The organism is Niabella yanshanensis, assembly GCF_034424215.1.
Lineage (GTDB): Bacteria > Bacteroidota > Bacteroidia > Chitinophagales > Chitinophagaceae > Niabella > Niabella yanshanensis.
Map to the genome: position 1 here is coordinate 3,813,151 of NZ_CP139960.1, position 19,819 is coordinate 3,832,969.

The following is a 19,819-nucleotide window of genomic DNA, read 5'->3' on the forward strand; positions in this document are numbered from 1 at the left end:
GCTAGTATCAATAGGTTGTCCGTTTTCTTAAACTCGACATTTCCCCCCTATTAAAACAGTTCCTTTTTGAGCAAAGCCCATAGTACTAACTAATGACACTTGCGGTTAGCAATGCAATTTTTTTCATAATCTGTTAGTTTGATTTGCTGCGCAAGATAACGAATAGTTTTTCTTCCTGACAGAGCGCCTGTTAAGAAAAAATGTTTGCTCAAATAACCGGTTTGGCATAAATTTAAATAGGAATACTATTGTTAAGCCATTTAAATTCAATTCAAAAGCGAATAACTTCCTTATCTGGCAATTGAAAAACTATAAAAAGCAAGCACATGAAATTATCTGAACTGAAAACCGGCGACTGGATTTTACTAAACGACAATGGCGTTGAAAGAGAAGGCACTGTTTTGCGTGTAAGCAATGAAGACAATAAAGTGTGTGTAGATAATGGCATACAGGAGTTTTGGTACGAGCTGGAAAATATTAAACCGCTTCCGTTGAACGAGCAGCAGCTGATCAACCTGGGCTTTGAGAAGCTGGAGGTAGGAAATGGGGTAAAATACGGCAAAGGCGCCTTTAGAGTACATGTACCATCCGAAACTGATTTCTCAAAAGTAGAAGCCTGGTACCGCGAAGACAGGCGGTTTTTTGACCACCCGATGTATGTGCACCAGTTGCAAAACATTCACCTGGATATGACGAAGGTGCAGTTAGAAGCCTGATTATCAGATACTAAATTTAAAACGTAGGTTGATGGAAGGAAGAAGTTCCTGTAAACTTATCAACCAATCAACTTTTTAACTATTTTGCACAAGCGAATTGCCTGTTCTGAAATTTCTCGGAACAGGTTTTTTTTATTAACAGAATCTCCGTATCTTTGCACCCCTAAAATTTTTATGGCGAAACAACCCTTAATAAAGCAAGACGGAGTCATTTTGGAAGCCTTGTCCAACGCAATGTTCAGGGTAAAACTGGACAATGGACATGAAATTTTAGCTACCATTTCAGGAAAAATGAGGATGCACTATATCCGTATTTTGCCTGGTGATAAAGTAGGATTAGAAATGTCGCCTTACGATTTAAGTCGCGGGCGCATCAATTTTAGGTATAAAAATTAAGCTTCAGATCTTAAAAACAAACAAGATGAGAGTAAGAGCATCCATAAAGAAACGCAGCGCGGATTGCAAAATTGTACGCCGTAAAGGAAAGCTGTATATCATTAACAAAAAGAATCCTCGCTTCAAGCAAAGACAAGGATAAGAAGAAGTTCAAGGTTTAAGGTTCAAAGTTTAGTGTTATTTAACTGTGATTTCTTAAGCCATGTAGTTAAAACATTGAACGTTAAACATAAAATAACAAGTAAAAATTATGGCACGTATTGCCGGTGTAGACTTACCAAAAAATAAAAGGGGCGAAATAGGTTTGACCTATATCTACGGAATTGGCCCTTCTACGGCTAAATATATTCTGGATAAGAATAACATTGACCGTAACAAAAAAGTAAATGATTGGAACGATGAGGACCTTAACGCCATTCGTACTACCATTACTGAAGAGCTGAAAGTAGAGGGACAACTGCGTAGCGAAACCCAAATGAACATCAAACGTTTATTGGATATCGCTTGCTACCGTGGTCTTCGTCACAGAAAAGGTTTACCAGTTCGTGGTCAGCGCACAAAAACTAACAGCCGTACTCGTAAAGGTAAACGTAAGACAGTTGCCGGTAAGAAGAAAGCCGCTAAGAAATAATTAGTTAACGGGTTAATAAGTTGGCAGGTTGACGAGGTGGTTATACTACCTTATCAACATATCAACTTGTTAACTTTTTTACTATAAAAGGCTTCACAATACTCAACTTCTCCGGATCGCAAATGAAGCCTGCAGGAGGGTAGGTTGGGGGTTTGGTTTCGAGATTTAGAAACGGAATTTCATTATTTAATTTAAAGATTACCTCAATTCTCATGGCAAAAGCACAATTAAGCGCGAAAGCCGCCGCAAAGAAAAGGATCGTAAAAGTAGATGCCTTCGGCGATGCGCACATTTCCGCAACATTCAACAACATCATCATCAGCCTTACCAACAAAACAGGCCAGGTTATTTCCTGGAGCAGTGCCGGTAAAATGGGCTTCCGCGGTTCTAAAAAGAACACTCCCTACGCGGCTCAGATGGCTGCTGCAGACGCTGCGAAAGTAGCTTTGGATGCAGGTTTGAAAAGAGTTGACGTTTACGTTAAAGGACCCGGTTCTGGTAGAGAAGGTGCTATCCGTTCTTTATCTCAGTCTGGTATCGAGATCGTTACTATTAAAGACGTAACGCCGCTTCCACACAACGGATGTCGTCCTCCAAAGAAAAGAAGAGTTTAATTTTATGTACGATGTGAGATGTACGTTCCGTATACCTCACATCGTACATTCTACATATTTTGAGCCATTTCGGTTTCATTTTTAAAAAGGGTACGCAATTAATTTTTTACAAAGCTTTTTATCGATTGTAGTACCGGTTTCTAAAAAAGCTTAAATGAAAGTATATTATGGCACGTTACAATGGTCCTAAGACCAAAATCTCCCGTATTTTCGGGGAGCCTATTTTAGGTAATGGTAAATGGTTGGGTAAAAACAGTAACCCTCCCGGTCAGCACGGTGAAAAACGCAAACGTAAAACTCTGGGTGAATACGCTTTACAATTGCGCGAAAAACAAAAAGCTAAATACACTTACGGTGTTTTAGAGAAACAATTCCGCAAAACTTACGAAGAAGCAAACCGTCGTAAAGGTGTAACCGGTGAAAACCTTATCAAATTATTGGAGTCTCGTTTAGACAACACGGTATTCCGCATGGGTATCGCTCCCAGCCGCCCTGCAGCACGCCAGTTGGTGAGCCACAAGCACATCGAAGTAAATGGCGAAGTAGTGAACATCCCTAGCTATTTACTGAAAGCTGGCGATATCATCACTATTAAAGAAGGGAGCAGAAGCCGCACTTCAATTACCAGTGTTATTACTCCTAAAAACCCTAAGTTCAGCTGGGTAGATTTTAACGAAACTACACTTACCGGTACTTTCATCACTTATCCTGAAAGGGAAAGCGTTCCTGAGAATATTAAGGAACAACTGATTGTTGAATTGTATAACAAGTAATTCCAGCGAGTAGTAAATAGGTTCTGGCGAGCAGGCTTTCTAAAAATTCTGCCCACTTACTACTTACTATTCCCCACTTACCTAAATAATAAATATGGCAATTTTGAATTTTCAGCAGCCTGATAAAATCATCCTGCAAAAAGCTTCTGATTTTGAAGCCCAGTTTGAGTTTGCACCTTTGGAGCCTGGTTATGGCGTAACCATCGGTAATGCACTTCGCAGGGTTTTATTAAGCTCTTTGGAAGGATATGCTATCTCTGCTATTAAAATAGAAGGTGTTGACCACGAATTTGCTACCATCAAAGGTATCAGCGAAGACCTGGTTGAGATCATCCTTAACTTAAAACAGGTTCGTTTTAAGAAACTGGTTGATCATGAAGTAGCTAACGAGAAGATTTCATTGTCAGTTAAAAATCAGGCACAGTTTACTGCCGGTATGATCGCAGATGGCACCCAGTCGTTCCAGATCATGAACCCTGAACTGTTGATCTGTACTTTAGATTCTTCTGCTAAACTGGACATCGAATTAACTATCGGGAAAGGCCGTGGTTATGTTCCTGCTGAAGAGAATGCAGTGAAAGATGCACCGGTTGGTTTAATTCCTATCGACTCTATTTACACTCCTATTAAGAATGTAAAATACAGCATCGAAAATACCCGTGTGGAACAACGTACTGACTATGAAAAATTAGTTATGGAAGTTGTTACAGATGGCACCATCCATCCTGAAGATGCGGTAAAGCAAGCAAGCCGTATCCTTATTCAGCATCTGATGATCATCACTGATGAGAACATCACTTTCGATAATAAAGAAGAGAAGAAAGAAGACTTAGTGGATGAAAATACATTGCAATTACGTAAAGTATTGAAAACTCCGTTAGAAGACCTGGATCTTTCTGTACGTGCATTCAATTGCCTGAAAGCTGCTAAGATCAACTCTTTGAGTGAACTGGTACAGTATGAGCAGGAAGACCTGATGAAGTTTAGAAACTTCGGTCAGAAATCTCTTTCTGAAATCGAGCAGGTATTAAACGAAAGAGGTCTAGGTTTTGGAATGGACCTTCAGAAGTTAGGTATCGATAAAGACGATTATTAAAAGAACAATTAGCTAATATGCTAATGTGCCAGTTTGCTGGTAAAGCACATGAGCGCATCAGCATATTAGCACATTAAATAGTAGGCTGCAATTCCCTGACTACGGTGCAGTTGAAATTTTTAACAATGATAGCATTAGCAAATTAGCTAATTAGCTCATCAGCAAATTAACAAAGTCATGCGTCACGGAGACAAAATCAAAAATTTAAGCCGCACTAAAGCGCACAGAGAAGCATTATTAGCTAATCTTTCTAATCAGTTAATCGAGCACAAACGTATCGTAACTACTTTGGCTAAAGCTAAAGCACTACGCGTGTTTGTTGAGCCTTTGATCACTAAAAGTAAAGAGAACACTACACACCAACGTCGTATTGTTTTTAGTCACTTGCAGGATAAAGAGGCGGTGAAAGAATTGTTTGACAATGTTGCTGCTAAAGTAGGTGGTCGTCCTGGTGGTTATACCCGTATCATTAAATTAGGCATTCGTCCTGGTGATGCTGCTGAAAAAGCAATGATCGAGTTAGTAGATTTCAACGAAATTTACGGAAACAACGTAGGCGAAGAAAAAGCTGCTGCTAAGAAAACACGTCGTCGTGGTGGTAGCGCTAAAAAAGCTACAGCTGCTCCTGCTGAAAATGCAGAAGTGGTTGCAGAAGCTCCGGTAACTGCTGAAGAAGCAAAAGCTGAAGAAGTAGTAGCTGCTGCACCTGCAGTAGAAGAAGCTCCAGCTCAGGAAACAAAAGAAGAAGGTAACGAAGAAGCGAAAGCTTAATTGTAACCTGACTGATAAAGTTTAGCGCCCCACAAAAGTGGGGCGTTTTTTATTGCCATTTTATTGAATGAGATGTATCCAACTGGTTTGTGGAGACACAAACCTCAGCATAGCCCTCGTTAATGTCTCCACGGGCAGGGACGGAGGAGATAAACCATAGGCAATATTGATATGCTTGTTATTAGCAGTACTATGATAGGATGCTGGTTTGATTTCGACGTTATTAAGAGGTAGTTCCATTGAACTATATTGGAGGTGTGGTATAACGCTACATAATGGTGTGTATACCTTGATGTTTTGAAAAGCAAAGTGTTTGAGAATGATATATTGGCGGAAACTTTAAATGTACAAAAAATGTAAACATTAATACCCTGGATGAGGGACATGTTTGCTCCTAATTTGAAGCCTCCGGTTTACTTAAGCATTTGGTTCCTATCGAATATGATTAAACCTGGAGCTGGGATTAACTATTCAAGAAAAGGCTATATGATGATGTAGGGGAATTAAAGAAGATATTACAAAGCTTGAATGTACAAGACCAATGGTACGCTATAAATGATGGGGTTAAAAGCAGATGCATTAGTGCACTATGAGAATTACCGATACTGGGAATTTTTTTATTATAGTGAAGAGGAGAGCGGTTAGATCATAAGATGTTTGAAGCAGAAGAAGAAGCCTGTTTTTATTTATTGGGAAAAATTAAAATGCAGGTAAGTTCTTTTAGAAAATAAGCGTAGTGTCAATTAAACAAAAACAAAAGAGGAGTTCGAAAACTCCTCTTTTTTATATGATGTTAATGGTTAAAGCTAATCTATAACCAGCTTCCGATAAATGGCTCGCCAGCCGCCTTATCATTTGAAAGTTTTCTTCTTCTGGCATTTACTTTACGTTTCTGCCTGAACATCGTTATAAACATCAACGGAATAAACAGGAAGATTGCGGGTGGTATACCCAGGAAGGATATCCATTTACCGCCATACTGCTTTTGCATAGGACGCTTTAATCTTTCTGCAATCAGGTACATACTTGGTACCATAAATAATGTCATAAAGAATGCGAAGATCAAACCAAATATGATGGTCCATGATAAGGGTTTCCAGAAAGTTACGTTGTCACCTCCAAAGAAAATTCGTGGATTCAGCTCTGCAAAAAGTGTAACGAAGTTGATATTGAAACCAACAGCCAACGGGATCAATGCCAAAATAGCTGCCAGCGCTGTAAGTAATACCGGGATAATACGGGTCTTGCCTGCTTCTATCACAGCTTCACGGGTTTTCATACCACGCGATCTTAGCTCATCCGCAAACTCAATCACCAGGATACCGTTCTTGATAACGATACCCGCCAGACCCAATATACCCACCCCTGTCATTACCACAGAAACAGTCATCCCTGTTAGTGTAAAGCCAAGCAGCACACCAATAATACTAAACACAATTTCAGTTAAGATGATAACAGATTTACTCATCGAATTAAACTGCATAACCAATATCAACAGAATAAGTCCCAGGGCTATTACCAGGGCTTTACCTAAGAAAGCACCTGTTTCAGCCTGCTGCTCACCTTCACCGGTTTGTTTAATAGTAACATCATCTCCTGTTTTCCGGAAACCTTCAATTGCATTGGCAATGTCGGCATTTACAGCTGTTGGTGTATAACCGGAAAGCACGTTGCTCCTTAAAGTGATCACACGTTTTTGGTTTTTACGTTGTACACTTCCCAAAGTATTTGAATAATCCACTGTTACTAATGAACTGATCGGAACGCTTTTTACCAGGCCGGTTGCCATATCCCTGAAGCGGACGGTCATGTTTAAGAGATCTGTAAGACTTTTACGCTGTACTTCATTGCTGCGTATATAGATCTTGTACTCATCTTCACCATCTTTTATTTTACTGGCTTCGTTACCGAATAAAGCAGTACGTAGTTGCATGCCTATTTGTGCAGAAGATACGCCTTCGCTTAGTGCGCGTTCACGATTCACCGTTAACGCAATTTCAGGGCTAGCCAGATCCACGTTCATTTTCAATTCTTCCACACCGGGAACCTGTATACTATCCAGGAAGTTTTTCAAATCAACAGCTGTTTTGATCATATCGTCAAATTGCTCGCTGGCTACTTCAATATTAACAGGTGGATCGGTTGGCGGGCCATTTTGCTCCTGCTCTACAGAGACTTCAGCTCCGGGGATATTCTTAATAGCGGCGCGTATCTTATCCAGGTAAGGACCTGTTTTTACTCCATGCCTTTTTTCATATTCCACAAATGATACCTGTACACGTCCCAACTCGCTCCTTGTGCTTCTGTCGCCACTGTTTGGATCTGCGGCACCAACGGCTACGTTGGCAATCACACTCTCTACAACAGGGTTCTTTTTATTTTTCGCCGGATCAATTTCCAATGCCTGGTTTACTCTTTTTTCCAGGTATTGGGTAACCGAGTCAGTGTACTCCACATCCGTTCCGGTGGGGAGTTTCAGGTAAACATAAATGAAGTTGGGATCAGAACTCGGGAAGAAAACTACCTGCGTTCTGCCGCTACCACTTGACATGCCGAACAAAATAACTGAAACTACCAATAATCCAAATGCGCCTACCAGCAGCCAAACAGGTCTCCAGCCGTTTACTGCCCATTTTAATAAGGATTCATAGTGATCCATGATCCAGGGCAGTACCCTGTTTTGGAAACCATGTATCCATCCGGTAAAGAAGTACGCATTCAATACGGTGAGTATAGCTAACGCCAGTGACAGGTTACCAACAAAGAAGAACATGCCTCCTTCTGGTCTTGATGCAAATCCTAATAAATCGAAGAGTATACCTATTGCAACCATTACGATAAACGCTCTTGATTTAAAGACATCAGACTTTTTCTTTGTATGATGTTCTTCATGGTTCATAAAGTCTACGGCAAATACCGGGTTCATGATAAAGGCCACTAAAAGTGATGCTGCCAAAGTAAATATGAGCATCAGTGGCAGGTACACCATGAACTTACCGATGATACCAGGCCAGAACAGTAGCGGGAAGAATGGCGCCAATGTGGTTAATGTACCAGCCAGTACCGGTACGAATACTTCGCCTGCCGCCATCATGGCTGATTTCTGCGAATCCAGTTTGCCCTTTGCCTCCACAAATATCCGGTGTGTATTTTCAATTACCACAATCGCATCATCCACAATAATACCCAAGCCAAAAAGGAGGGCGAAGAGTACCATGAAGTTGAGCGTAATGCTACCGCCGATAATGATCTCTCCCAGCGGGATAAACATAAAGGCCACGAACATACTCAGCGGTACACTCAATGCCACGAAGAAGGCATTCGTTAATCCCATGAAGAACATCAGGATCACCAATACCAATATAAACCCGATTACAATAGAGTTTACCAAATCGTTAAATGAGGTACGGGTAGAGATACTCTGGTCACCGGTGATCACTACATTCAGATCTTTGGGAAACAGATCAGCTTTCATTTCTTCGGTGATCTGCTTTACCGCATCACTGGTTTCAATGAGATTTTCACCCGAACGTTTTACGATATTTAAGGTAACCACGTTTTTACCATCCAGGCGTGCATAGCTTTCTGTTTCCTTGATGGTGTCTTTTATTGATGCAATATCTTTTAAATAAACCGGGTTGCCACTGGTGTTGCGTAGTATCACTTTCTCAATATCAAACGCTGTTTTAAACTGGCCTTTCAATTGCAGGTTACGCTTCATGTTGCCCACCTCGAGTAAGCCCCCGCTGATGTCCATGTTCTCATACTTAATGGCATTGGCTATGTCATCAAAGGTGATACCTGCAGCCTGCATACGGGCATTATCCACGTTTACCTGGAACTCTCTTTCCGGAGCGCCTACCATATCAACCCTGGTGATCTGCGGAAGCTCTTCTAAGCGATCCTGCATTTTATCAGCATATTCTTTCAATCGTACGCCATCATAATCACCGCTCAGGTTTACATACATGATCGGCATTTCAGAAAGACTTACTTCGAGGGCTGTAGGTTCCTGGGTCAAATCCGTGGGCAGATCCTGTTTGGCTTTATCAATCGCATCTTTTACCTTTTGAACCGCCACGTCTACTTTAACATTTGTACCGAATTCAACCTGTATGGCTGAGTAATCCTGAACAGAAGTACTGGTTACTTTAGCTACCTTAACACCTGTAATACCCTTGATCTGCTTTTCTATGGGTTGTGTAACCAGGTTTTCCATATCCTTGGGGGAGTTACCCACGTAAATAGTGGAAACGTACACTGTTGGAATCACTACGTCAGGGAAGCTTTCTTTCGGGAGCGTAACAAAGGTTGTTACCCCGAATATCGATACAAAGAGGATAAGCAGGTACACCGTGGTACGGTTTTTAACCGACCAGGATGTGGGCTTAAATTCTTTGAATTTTTCGGTGAAATTTTCTAAAACACTCATATCCGAGTTTGTTTGAAGTTTGAAGTTATATTACAAGACAGGTTTCATCTGCCATCAACTGTCATCATAGATTATCTACTATTGAACTGGCGTAGTGCTGATCACCTGGCCATCGTAAACGCTTTGGAAACCTTCCGTGATCAACTGATCCCCGTTCGATAAGCCAGACTTGATTTCTAATCGGTCTTTGTACAGCTCACCGGGTATTACCCTTTTCTTACGGGCCACCAGTTTTTTATTTTCTGTAACGGCCACTAAAACAAACTTGCCTTGCTGGTCCGTTTGTAAAGTATTCACAGGAATGGTGATAGCGTCAGGCCGCGAATAATCTTCAATCTGAACTCTTGCAATCTGGTTGGCTCGTATGTCAGGATCAGAAGGTACATTGGCTTCAACATAAAAGCTACGTGTAGAAGGGTCAATCAGCTTACTTACCACTGAAGCTTTCGTTTGAATTTTCTTATCATTGGCTTCAGGTAATGTAACCGTAATCGATGAACCCACATTTACACGATCCAGGTAATTCTCAGGTACATTTACCAGCAACTTCAACTGCGATGTATTTACAATCGAGATCTGCGGGCCTGCGGTGCTCATACCGGTAAACATTTCGCCCACCCGTATATTCAACTGATCTATAGTTCCGTCAATATCTGCTGTAACATTAGAGAAGCTTAGCTGCTCGCGGGCAGCGCCGGCCTGAGCTTCTGCTGCCTGTACCTGTGCCGTTAGCTGATCAACATTGGCTTTAGCCTGTATTACTTGCATTTCAGCGCCTATATTATTATCCCATAAATTCTTTTGCCGCTGATAAGTAGTTTTAGCCAACTCCAGTTGGGCTTTAACCGTAGCAACCTGTTGCTGAGCCCCTGTTAATTGCTGACGAAGTAAAGCATCGTCTAGCTTTAAAAGGGTTTGACCGCGGCGAACGCGATCACCTTGTTTTACATATAGGGCGCGAACAATACCGCCCTGTCCGTTACGTGGAGCAACATAGGCATTTTTACGTGCATCAATTTTGCCTTGCAGGTCAATAAAGTGATCGAAATTGTCGCTACCGATTTTTTCAACCGATACCAGTTTAGCTTTTACAAAGCTGGGATCTAAAGCGGCAATCTCATCGTTCAATTTATTGATCTGATCCGATATTTTCTTTTGTTCGCCTTTCAGTTTTTCGAGCTCTACTTTTTTATCGTTCAGCGCGCTGTTTTGTTCTTTTTTACCACCACCGCAGGCTGCTAAGATGGCCGTAAAGGCAACTATTGATGTTAGTTTTAATATATACTGCATATGAATTGATTTATAGTTTGGGGGTTTATGGTTTATAGTTTGCCGGATGCTTTCAGGAAATCGATTTTAGCACTAACTGCATTGTATAATGAATTGAAGTAGTTGGTCTGAGCACTTTGTAATTGCACCCGGGCATTCTCAATTTCAAGCTGACTGCCTGTACCTACTTCAAATTTTTTCTTGGTTTGCTGATAAACGCGCTCTGCCAAAGCCATGTTTTGTTTCTGGTAATCCATGTCAGTAATAGCAGTCCTGAATGTATTAATTGACGAATCTCTCTGTTGGTCAATTTGCAACTTCAGTGCTTCAACCTGGTTTTCGGTTTGGCGTAATTTTATTCTTGCTTGCTGTATGCGTGAATTAGTTGCAAAACCGTTGAAGATCGGAATGTTTAGCTTAAGGGTTAATGCACTTACCGGAAACCAATAAGAGCCCGAGCCAAACAGATTTCCAAACTGGTTGGCCTGCGTCATCTGGTTCCAATAACCGTTTAACGAAAGTGTGGGGATTTTACTTCTTTTGTAACGCTGTATGTCATATTCGTTAAGCTTTAACCCCAGTGAAGCGGCCTGGAAGTCCCTTCTCTGGCTATAATCGAAATTGGCTGATTCTTCCAGGATGCCTTCTCTTATATCCTGGTCGGTAAGGTCATCGGTAAGAACCAGTTGATCTTTCAGCGGCATTCCCATCAAAACTTTTAAACCCAGGTAGCCATTGTTTACGGCATTCAGGGCTTGGATCTTTTGTGATTTAACATTGGCAATCTGAACTTCCAGTTTATCGATTTCCAGTTTTTCTACAAAACCATTGTCATACATGATCCTGGTGTCGTGTTGGTTTTTTTGCAGCAAAGCAATGTTGGAGTCTAACAAAGCCAACTGTACTTTACTTAGGACGAGCTGGTAGTATATTTTCGCAACAACGGATCGTATCTGTTCTGCTGTTACCTCTGCAGCCTTCTCTTTATAATCGATAAGGGTGCGTCTTGCCTGTAAACCGGTAAATACCTGTCCGTCGAACAGTATCTGGCTCAGAGAAACGCCGCCCATACTACTCCACTTAACCCCAAATGCGAGTCGGGTGTCTTCGGTGGTGGGAGGGGTGCCAGGCATAAATACGGTTCCCGCCGGGATTATGGAAATGGGAAGCTTTAAATTATCGGTGATGTCGCCGCTCGCGTTTATTTGCGGGAAAGCACTTCCCGTTACTTCCCTGTTTACCTGTTGCTGCAGCTCGATATCCAGCAACGCATTTTTAACCTGCACGTTATTTTTTTGCGCATAGTCCAAAGCCTGTTGCAGGGAGAATTCATGGGTTTGCTGGGATAAGGTGGTTTGTGTAAAAGCGAAAAGGAGCAAGGCTACTGTCGCTATCTTAATTCGTATCATCAGTAAGTGGTTTTATTGGTTCGGTTCTGTATTTATTGATCATCCGGGTTCCTTTAGGAGTAGCTATTCCATAAAGGAAAAGGATGAATATCTCTTTTTGTAAAGTGCCGAGGTCTGTTTTCATTGCATCGTAAAAACTGCGTTGAAAAGGAAGGTTGATGCTCTCGATTCGTAAGCGGCTCACCAACGCCACATCAACATCCTCCCTGAATAATCCATCTTTAATACCCCATTCAATACTTTGGTAGATGAATTTGTACAAAAAATCCTCTTTAAATTTTAAGAACTTCCGGTATGCCGCCGGGTAATACTTCTGCATGTCAAATAACAGCACAGGGTTCAATCGCCGCATCATTTCTGATACCGAAGCTGTAGCTAAAAAACCTTCATGAATTGCATTTTTGGCTTTCTCCCTACAACTTTCGCAGTTGGCGTGATTCGTTTCCAGTATCACCCCAATGGTATCTGCAACCAGGGTTTCCTTGTCGGTATAATACTGGTAGAGCGTTTTTTTGCTCATCCCGGTTTCTGCCGCAATATCATCCATGCTCACCCGCCGCATGCCCAATTGCATAAACAGTTCTTTCGCTTTTTCTCTTATCCGTGTTTTATTATCTACAACCATTGCCATTGCGTCGCGAAACTAAGGAAACTTTTTCGGGGTCTAAAGTTTCCAGACAAAATTATTTTTAAAGGCACTGGTTTTGAAAACGAGCCCAAAAGTAAAATACCTTAAAAGATGCAAAATATTTTTTAGGTGAATGGTTGCTAAAAAGGGGTGAACAGGATCCGAAGCGAAAACCGCATCAATAAAAGATATAGTATCTTGCGTTCAAATGCCTAAATATCTTCCCCATACTCCTAAGGATACCATCCTGAAGACGCTGTTCCGGTACTTTGTGCAGGGCGTTATTATACTAGCGCCGGTTACTATTACCGCGTATATATTATATGTAGTCTTTGACTGGATTGATAGCCTGCTAAGGCCGATATTTACTACACCAGGGGTAGGGTTTGTGCTTATTATCGCATTTATCATTTTCATAGGGTGGCTGAGTAGCTATTTTATTATGGAAAGTATGATCAATTTTTTTGATCATTGGCTGGAAAGAACACCCGGTATTAAATTAATTTATAAATCGATTAAAGATTTTTTCCAGGCTTTTGCCGGTGATAAGAAGAAATTCACAAAGGCCGTGTTAGCGAATGTGTTTAATAACGACGTTTGGATCGTGGGTTTTTTGACCGATGATGAAATGGAAAAATTTAATATGGGGCATGAAATGGTGGGAGTTTATGTGCCGCAGGCCTACAATTTTGCCGGCCAATTATATATTTTGCCAAAAGAGCGGGTGAAGCCAATTGAAAATCTTACCGCTGGTGACGCCATGAAGTATACGGTAACGGGCGGCGTGGTAGAAAGTTAAAGGATTTGTATGAGAAGAAAGATATTGATAGCAATAACGGGGGCAAGTGGTTCTATCTACCCGGCTCAATTGATCGATAAACTTTTACTGTTAAAAGATCAATGGGAAACGCTGGCAGTAGTAGCTACCGATAATGCCATGGATGTATGGGGAGTGGAAATGCAGGAGGCGTTTAAAGAAAGAGAAGGGGTGCTGTATTTCAGCAAAAATGATTTCTCGGCACCTTTCGCCTCTGGCAGCGGCCGGTATGATACGATGATCATTGCGCCCTGCTCCATGGGTACTTTAGGACGCATTGCAAACGGTATTTCCAACGACCTTATAACCCGTGCTGCGGATGTTATTCTCAAAGAACGACGGAAATTGATATGCCTGGCAAGGGAAACACCTTATAACCTGGTTCATATTCAGAATATGGAGAAGATCACTTTGGCCGGAGGTATTATTTGCCCGGCTACACCATCGTTCTATAGTTTGCCTACAACCATTGAAGAATTGGCCGCAACGGTAACTGACCGGGTGCTGGATCTGGCGGGATTCGATATTCAAAGTTTCAGGTGGGGGCAATAAAAAGCCGGTTCCTTTTACGAACCGGCATCAATATCTTTTATAACTTTTTGGCTTAACCCAGATCCACTTTAAATGGAACTTTTTTAGGAGGCAAGCATTGTTTATCATCGCATGTCTGGTAAGTAACTGTTCCTGAAATATTAGTTTTAGCAGCAGCCTTCAACGTGATTTTTTGAACAAAGTTTACTGTCTTGGAATACTGGTTGGCACTGGCATCCAGTGTTGCATCATGAAATTTTTCCATTTTTCCCACTTCTTTAACAGCGCCTTCTAATTTTACCAGCGGGTTACCCGTAAATGAGAATTTAGTAGGGATGTTGATGGCATTTGCTGGTTGGGTTTGCGAGTACAAGTGCCATCCGTTATCGATCACAGCAGTCATATGTATTTCATAAACCTTCGCAGATATTTTTTTACTGGTAAATTTCCAGCTTACAGGATTTAATTGTGCCTGTGCCGCTGCAACTACTATTACCGCTGCCAAAAGGAAAACTAACTTTTTCATTTACTCTTTTATATTTTATAAATTAATAATGCAATAATATACTTAGATGCATTTTCTATCTCACGGGTTGTGTGATATCAAAGATTAACATTTTCTGCCAATTTTTGTTCCGAAATGGGGCCGTTAACTTTTGTCCTGAACAATCTGTAAGTTACAAGGCCGGTATAAAACCAGCAATAAGCTTCAGGAAATGAGGAGATGTCTATAAGCTTTACTACCACCAGCTGCCATATAATTGGTTGGTAATGATAAAAGCAATCGTTAACCAAAATGAAATTTTTGGATAGAGCTTCAGTTCCGCATTTAAATAACCATAACCATGAAAAGCGGCTACAGGTACTAATGCTAAGACCAGGTTTTCTGAGGTTTTTTCGATGTCAAAAAGCGCTGCAATGATTGTTACTGCAAGATATCCGAGAAACAGGTACCATCCTTTACGTATATGTACCAGCATCTTGGCCGAATTAGCCTGCATATAATATATACCTGCCAGCAAAGGAGCCAGTAAAAAAAACAAAGCGCCGGCATGCCAGGCAGAATACCTGATGTCAGAACTTAGAAAGGAAAGGTGATAGAAGTAGGAGGGTACTTCGAGCCTGTCATTTAAAAATAAGTAAGTGCCATAAAAGTAATAAGGGCTGATTAATCCCAACACCAGGATGATCCAATCAGAAAGTTTGAAAGGTCTTAATACTGATACCGCTAAAAAAGCCCAGGCTATAAAGAAAAGTGCAGGAAAGAAGAACAAAGAGGCCAGGCCAATGAGCAGCGATGCGTTGAAAATATGATTTTTAACATGGTGGGACTGGTAAAACAACTTGAACGCGGTTAATAATAACACAGATGCTACCAGGTTGGACGACAGCATATTAAAAGAAGGCAGAAAGGAGGTAATGAGTATATAAGCCATTCCCGCCAGGAAATTGGGCTTATTCATGAACCGGTCGGTATTAATAAAGCTATTGAGTATAAAAGCAATCAACAGGTTGAGGGAAAATGCAATTCCAGCAAAAACAAAACTGCTGCCGTTGGTAAGCCGATCCAAAAAGGCCGTTAGATTGGTATAAAATATACCATCGCTCTGTTTTACAATAAAACCTTTCGCATGAAAAAATGCAGGCAGTTTTATAAAAATGCCTAAAAGAATCAGCAAGATAATATTGCCCGGCGTTTTTTGCCTGAATATACCCGTCATGAGCAGTTTTGTATTTCAAACACAAATAAAGTCAATAAATCGGATTATATGGTACTCCATTTAAAATACTATGAAAATCATTTCAATTGTATTAATAAAAAGATAACGACACATAAAAAACTCCGGCTTATTAGCCGGAGTTCCATAATTCCAGCCAGTGTGTTATATTTTACAGCTCTACTTTAGCAAAGGAGATATTTCTTTTGTAAGAGTAGGGAATAATCAATTCTCCCGGGCCTGTTTGCTTACCATATTTGGGCATGAAGTCCAGGCGTTTTTCGGGAGCTTTTATGGGTTGTCCTTTGCGGATGGTTCTATCGTTAGTGATTATTATATTTTCCAGATCCGATATTTTTCCTGAATTGTTCATTAAGAAAACAATTCCGTTCGAACCGGGAACAACCTGGTAGGAGATACTACCATCGGTATTATTTTCGCTCTGCGATTTGACAATAACATTATCCCAGGTTTTGTTACCCTGTGCATCGAAGGAGAAAACAGCAATATTACCCGCGTTAAACTGTTGGGAATTGCCCCATCCGGGTCCGGCACCCCAACCAGGTCCGAAGCCACCCCACCAGTAGCTGCGATAAAAGAAAGGCGAATAGTAGGAGTAAGGCCACCAGCCACCCCAACGACCCCATCCCCATCCCCAGCCAGGCCCCCAGCCTCCCCACATACCCATGCCCATTCCTCCCCATCCCCAACCAGGTCCCCATCCGCCCCAATAACCCCAGCGGTCCCAGTCGTTGGTATTATATAAGGCTTCTGAAGCAACTGTAAAGCCGCCGTCACCGTTTACAATGATATTATTGATGAAGAAATTATTAAAAGCATTTTTACCCGATCTGCCTCTTGCTCTTTTCTTCAGGTCTTCGTCGAACATCGTGGTTTTTTCAAACACGGTCTTGCCGGTGTTTTTCTCCAATCCGTACACGTACAGACCTTCTATATCTCCACGTTTTTTTGTACTGTAGAAAGAGGACAGCAAATAACGACCGCTGGCATCATCTACCATCAGCTTAATATCGTCCAGGAAAAGATCATTAACATTTAAACTATGCTCCTCATAAGCATCTTTGTCCGCCGGCTTTTCAATTAAAGCTGCATCAACTATATTACCATTCGTTTGGCGGTGATATTTGATGAAGGCATAACTTCCGTCGTTCGCAACGCTATGCCCTGTTAAATAGTCGCCTTTATATTCCATTGGCAGTGAAAAGCGACTTTCGCTTATGGGCTGTAATGCGGCATTAAAGAGCTTCGTGGTAAAACGAAAAAGGCTTTTATCTTTTTTATTGATTTTGAAAGCCATCAGCTTGCTGCCGTCATTGCTCGTTACGATACTGTAAATTTTATTATCAGTTTTGTAAGCGATCATTGTGGTATCTAAAACGGTCGGTTCGCTTAAAATGCGGCCATTGGCCTCAATAGGAACGGATTTCAGATAGACTACGTCACCCTCCTGGTACTGAAACAGCAGATAGCGGTTATTCTCTGCCGTATAAAACGAAATATCCAGTATTTCCTCTCTTTTAGGCAGAACAGTAAGAGGCACTTCCTCTCTTAACTGCATACTGTGATCATATACCGAAATACGATGATTGCCTTTTACTTCTTTATAAACAAGATAATTATCTGCTGCCTTGCCTAAAATCTCGAAATTCATGCGTTCTACATCTGTCTTATTTACAGCAGCATAGTGAACAGATTGCGCTCTTACGGAAAGTGAAAAGAACGAAAATGCGAGTAGGGATAAAAATATATGTTTCATTCGTTTGTTTTTTATTTTAACCGGCTGATATATAATCGGTTTGATGTTATTTACGATTAATTCTTTTGGAAGGATTAACCTGCTCAACCGGTTTTCCATTATAAAGTTACGAATACCCTGAGTATCAATTTTCAACAAAGTCAGTGCTTGCAAATTATAACTTTTCTTTTCAAAATATAAGGGTAAGTAATTAAAAATAAAGTTTTTTTCATTTGAAGCCTTTTATATAAACTTTGTATTCTTTTATTAAAAACTAAGAGGTCTTATCTGGTGAAAGCTCACACTAATAAAGCAACTGCGGCAGGACTGCTCATTGCTTTAGGTATTATTTACGGTGATATTGGAACATCTCCTTTATATGTATTTAACGCCATTATCGGCAACCGGCAAATTACTGAACAGCTGATAGTGGGTACACTTTCCTGTATTATCTGGACCCTGACGCTCCAAACTACTATCAAATATGTTATTTTGATTTTAAGGGCGGACAACAAGGGTGAAGGAGGGACCTTTGCTCTCTATGCATTGGTGAGACGACGACGAAAATGGCTGGTAATCCCTGCCATGATAGGAGGTGCGGCGCTTATAGCCGACGGTATCATTACGCCACCAATGACGATCACTTCTGCCATTGAGGGTTTAAAGATACTTCCGGCTTTGAAGGAAATGCCTACAAAAACGATTGTATGGATTGTATTAGGTATTCTGGCTGCCTTCTTTTTTCTGCAACAATTCGGAACGGCGTCTATTGGCAAAGTTTTTGGCCCTGTTATGTTCATTTGGTTCACGATGCTGGCCGTTTTCGGGGCTTTACATATTTCCGATGACCTTACTATTTTTAAGGCCCTAAGCCCCCATTACGCAATCGACTTTTTGATCACTTACCCCCACGGGTTTTGGCTTTTGGGGGCGGTTTTCTTATGTACTACCGGTGCCGAAGCGCTTTACAGTGACCTCGGGCACTGCGGCAGGGAGAATATACGTTATTCCTGGATTTATGTAAAAGCCTGTTTACTGATCAATTATTTCGGGCAGGGCGCATTTTTACTTTCGCACTATAATAAGCTGACGGTAACAGATGACATCAGGCAGGCGGTTGGTATTAATGCCTTTTTTAATCTTATGCCTGAGTGGTTCATTCTTCCGGGGGTTGTTATAGCCACCACGGCCGCCATTATAGCAAGCCAGGCTATGCTTTCGGGGGCTTACACGCTGATCAGTGAAGCCATCCGCCTGAACCTGTGGCCTAAATTACGCATCCGGTACCCGTCGGAAGCAAAAGGACAATTGTTTATACCGGCCGTAAATACCATTTTATTCAGTGGTTGTGTTTTTGTAGTGCTGTATTTTCAGAAATCCTCGAAAATGGAAGCAGCTTATGGGTTGGCTATTATCGTAACTATGATCACTACCACCATTCTTTTTGCCAACTATATGGTATTAAGAAGGATCAATAAAGCATTTATATATGCATTTTTGATTGGCTTTTTTATAGTGGAAACAGCTTACCTGGTTGCTTTGCTTGAGAAATTTTCCCACGGTGGTTATATTACTTTAATGATTGGAGGAATCATGTTCCTGGTCATGTACGTTTGGTTCAGAGCCAGGAAGATCAAGAACCGGTATGTGGAATTTGTGCGGATGGAGCATTACATTTCAAAAATCCAGGAGTTAAGTAATGATAAAAGTGTAGCCAAGCATGCCACCCACCTTATTTACCTCACCAGTGCGGATAATCCAAAGGAAATTGAGCATAAGATCATCTATTCTATTTTAAATAAAAAACCAAAAAGAGCTGATATTTACTGGTTTGTGCATGTAGATACCGTTGATGACCCTTATACATCGGAGTATAAAGTTGAACATATTATACCTAATGATATCATTCGTGTTGATTTCAGGCTGGGATTCAGAATACAGCCCCGCATCAATTTGCTGTTCAAAAAAGTGGTAGAAGACCTGGTACAGAATAAGGAAGTAAATATTATGAGCCGGTACGAAAGTTTGGCGAGCAGTAATACTGTGGGTGATTTTCAGTTTATGGTAATGGAAAAATACCTGAGTCTGGATAATGACCTGCCCTTTGTTGAGAAGATGATTATGAAACTGCATTTCATGATCAAGCATATCAGCCTGTCTGAAGAAAAAAATTTCGGGCTCGATTTATCTAATGTTACGGTAGAAAAATTCCCGCTGGTAGTATCCCCGGTAACCAATGTTAAGTTGACCCGGATGGAATAG

Annotated in this window: 19 protein-coding genes; 11 read left to right on the top strand and 8 right to left on the bottom strand. The window is 41.1% G+C overall.

The genetic code is table 11. From position 1 onward, the window contains the following. Window positions 1-326 precede the first annotated feature (326 nt). The 8 genes from U0035_RS15750 (at window position 327) to rplQ (ending at window position 4,997) form a co-directional block, all read left to right on the top strand. Complete coding sequence (locus U0035_RS15750) at window positions 327-716, top strand: hypothetical protein (RefSeq protein WP_114791785.1); 390 nt, start codon at window positions 327-329, stop codon at window positions 714-716. A 174-nt stretch (window positions 717-890) separates the two neighbouring features. After that, on the top strand, window positions 891-1,112 hold the full coding sequence (gene infA, locus U0035_RS15755; RefSeq protein ID WP_114791784.1) for a translation initiation factor IF-1: 222 nt from the start codon (window positions 891-893) through the stop codon (window positions 1,110-1,112). Window positions 1,113-1,137: 25 nt separating this feature from the next. Next, window positions 1,138-1,254 (top strand): type B 50S ribosomal protein L36, encoded by a 117-nt coding sequence (gene ykgO, locus U0035_RS15760; protein ID WP_071609307.1) that lies wholly within the window; start codon window positions 1,138-1,140, stop codon window positions 1,252-1,254. A gap of 108 nt (window positions 1,255-1,362) precedes the next feature. Continuing rightward, on the top strand, window positions 1,363-1,743 hold the full coding sequence (gene rpsM, locus U0035_RS15765) for a 30S ribosomal protein S13 (protein ID WP_114791783.1): 381 nt from the start codon (window positions 1,363-1,365) through the stop codon (window positions 1,741-1,743). Window positions 1,744-1,955: 212 nt separating this feature from the next. Then, window positions 1,956-2,357: a 30S ribosomal protein S11 gene (gene rpsK, locus U0035_RS15770; RefSeq protein WP_114791782.1), complete on the top strand. Its 402-nt coding sequence runs from the start codon at window positions 1,956-1,958 to the stop codon at window positions 2,355-2,357. Window positions 2,358-2,524: 167 nt separating this feature from the next. After that, entirely contained in the window at window positions 2,525-3,130 is a 606-nt protein-coding gene (gene rpsD / locus U0035_RS15775; protein ID WP_114791781.1) for a 30S ribosomal protein S4, read from the top strand. 94 nt (window positions 3,131-3,224) lie between these two features. After that, window positions 3,225-4,226, top strand: a complete 1,002-nt coding sequence (locus U0035_RS15780; protein ID WP_114791780.1) for a DNA-directed RNA polymerase subunit alpha — start codon at window positions 3,225-3,227, stop codon at window positions 4,224-4,226. 177 nt (window positions 4,227-4,403) lie between these two features. Next, complete coding sequence (gene rplQ, locus U0035_RS23010; RefSeq protein ID WP_114791779.1) at window positions 4,404-4,997, top strand: 50S ribosomal protein L17; 594 nt, start codon at window positions 4,404-4,406, stop codon at window positions 4,995-4,997. Window positions 4,998-5,057: 60 nt separating this feature from the next. On the opposite strand, the gene U0035_RS15790 is transcribed toward rplQ, so the two are convergent. The 5 genes from U0035_RS15790 to U0035_RS15810 form a co-directional block, all read right to left on the bottom strand. Next, complete coding sequence (locus U0035_RS15790) at window positions 5,058-5,237, bottom strand: hypothetical protein (protein ID WP_162817927.1); 180 nt, start codon at window positions 5,235-5,237, stop codon at window positions 5,058-5,060. Window positions 5,238-5,808: 571 nt separating this feature from the next. Next, window positions 5,809-9,429 (bottom strand): efflux RND transporter permease subunit, encoded by a 3,621-nt coding sequence (locus U0035_RS15795; protein ID WP_114791778.1) that lies wholly within the window; start codon window positions 9,427-9,429, stop codon window positions 5,809-5,811. 78 nt (window positions 9,430-9,507) lie between these two features. Beyond that, on the bottom strand, window positions 9,508-10,719 hold the full coding sequence (locus U0035_RS15800; RefSeq protein ID WP_114791777.1) for an efflux RND transporter periplasmic adaptor subunit: 1,212 nt from the start codon (window positions 10,717-10,719) through the stop codon (window positions 9,508-9,510). Between the two features lie 32 nt (window positions 10,720-10,751). Beyond that, window positions 10,752-12,107, bottom strand: coding sequence for a TolC family protein (locus U0035_RS15805; RefSeq protein ID WP_114791776.1), 1,356 nt, complete (start codon window positions 12,105-12,107; stop codon window positions 10,752-10,754). Further along, window positions 12,094-12,738, bottom strand: coding sequence for a TetR/AcrR family transcriptional regulator (locus U0035_RS15810; RefSeq protein ID WP_114791775.1), 645 nt, complete (start codon window positions 12,736-12,738; stop codon window positions 12,094-12,096). Before U0035_RS15810 ends, U0035_RS15805 begins: the two co-directional genes overlap by 14 nt. Before the next feature lie 205 nt (window positions 12,739-12,943). Between U0035_RS15810 and U0035_RS15815 the strand changes: the two genes are divergently transcribed. After that, on the top strand, window positions 12,944-13,534 hold the full coding sequence (locus U0035_RS15815) for a DUF502 domain-containing protein (RefSeq protein ID WP_114791774.1): 591 nt from the start codon (window positions 12,944-12,946) through the stop codon (window positions 13,532-13,534). Window positions 13,535-13,543: 9 nt separating this feature from the next. Further along, window positions 13,544-14,104, top strand: a complete 561-nt coding sequence (locus tag U0035_RS15820; protein WP_114791773.1) for a UbiX family flavin prenyltransferase — start codon at window positions 13,544-13,546, stop codon at window positions 14,102-14,104. Window positions 14,105-14,156: 52 nt separating this feature from the next. Here U0035_RS15820 and U0035_RS15825 read toward each other — a convergent pair whose 3' ends face one another. The 3 genes from U0035_RS15825 to U0035_RS15835 form a co-directional block, all read right to left on the bottom strand. Then, on the bottom strand, window positions 14,157-14,609 hold the full coding sequence (locus U0035_RS15825; RefSeq protein ID WP_114791772.1) for a protein-disulfide reductase DsbD domain-containing protein: 453 nt from the start codon (window positions 14,607-14,609) through the stop codon (window positions 14,157-14,159). A gap of 214 nt (window positions 14,610-14,823) precedes the next feature. Continuing rightward, window positions 14,824-15,804, bottom strand: coding sequence for a hypothetical protein (locus U0035_RS15830; protein ID WP_114791771.1), 981 nt, complete (start codon window positions 15,802-15,804; stop codon window positions 14,824-14,826). Window positions 15,805-15,973: 169 nt separating this feature from the next. After that, a complete protein-coding gene (locus U0035_RS15835; RefSeq protein ID WP_327138701.1) occupies window positions 15,974-17,578 on the bottom strand; it encodes a hypothetical protein in 1,605 nt (534 codons plus the stop codon). A gap of 270 nt (window positions 17,579-17,848) precedes the next feature. Between U0035_RS15835 and U0035_RS15840 the strand changes: the two genes are divergently transcribed. Next, window positions 17,849-19,819, top strand: a complete 1,971-nt coding sequence (locus U0035_RS15840; protein WP_114792970.1) for a KUP/HAK/KT family potassium transporter — start codon at window positions 17,849-17,851, stop codon at window positions 19,817-19,819.

Coding starts and splice junctions, on each gene's coding strand:
- U0035_RS15790 (WP_162817927.1), bottom strand. CDS start 5,237: ATGGAACTACCTCTTAATAACGTCGAAATCAAACCAGCATCCTATCAT.
- U0035_RS15820 (WP_114791773.1), top strand. CDS start 13,544: ATGAGAAGAAAGATATTGATAGCAATAACGGGGGCAAGTGGTTCTATC.
- U0035_RS15835 (WP_327138701.1), bottom strand. CDS start 17,578: ATGAAACATATATTTTTATCCCTACTCGCATTTTCGTTCTTTTCACTT.
- U0035_RS15830 (WP_114791771.1), bottom strand. CDS start 15,804: ATGACGGGTATATTCAGGCAAAAAACGCCGGGCAATATTATCTTGCTG.
- U0035_RS15805 (WP_114791776.1), bottom strand. CDS start 12,107: ATGATACGAATTAAGATAGCGACAGTAGCCTTGCTCCTTTTCGCTTTT.
- rpsK (WP_114791782.1), top strand. CDS start 1,956: ATGGCAAAAGCACAATTAAGCGCGAAAGCCGCCGCAAAGAAAAGGATC.
- U0035_RS15810 (WP_114791775.1), bottom strand. CDS start 12,738: ATGGCAATGGTTGTAGATAATAAAACACGGATAAGAGAAAAAGCGAAA.
- U0035_RS15800 (WP_114791777.1), bottom strand. CDS start 10,719: ATGCAGTATATATTAAAACTAACATCAATAGTTGCCTTTACGGCCATC.
- U0035_RS15825 (WP_114791772.1), bottom strand. CDS start 14,609: ATGAAAAAGTTAGTTTTCCTTTTGGCAGCGGTAATAGTAGTTGCAGCG.
- ykgO (WP_071609307.1), top strand. CDS start 1,138: ATGAGAGTAAGAGCATCCATAAAGAAACGCAGCGCGGATTGCAAAATT.
- U0035_RS15795 (WP_114791778.1), bottom strand. CDS start 9,429: ATGAGTGTTTTAGAAAATTTCACCGAAAAATTCAAAGAATTTAAGCCC.
- rpsD (WP_114791781.1), top strand. CDS start 2,525: ATGGCACGTTACAATGGTCCTAAGACCAAAATCTCCCGTATTTTCGGG.
- U0035_RS15750 (WP_114791785.1), top strand. CDS start 327: ATGAAATTATCTGAACTGAAAACCGGCGACTGGATTTTACTAAACGAC.
- rplQ (WP_114791779.1), top strand. CDS start 4,404: ATGCGTCACGGAGACAAAATCAAAAATTTAAGCCGCACTAAAGCGCAC.
- rpsM (WP_114791783.1), top strand. CDS start 1,363: ATGGCACGTATTGCCGGTGTAGACTTACCAAAAAATAAAAGGGGCGAA.
- U0035_RS15815 (WP_114791774.1), top strand. CDS start 12,944: ATGCCTAAATATCTTCCCCATACTCCTAAGGATACCATCCTGAAGACG.
- infA (WP_114791784.1), top strand. CDS start 891: ATGGCGAAACAACCCTTAATAAAGCAAGACGGAGTCATTTTGGAAGCC.
- U0035_RS15780 (WP_114791780.1), top strand. CDS start 3,225: ATGGCAATTTTGAATTTTCAGCAGCCTGATAAAATCATCCTGCAAAAA.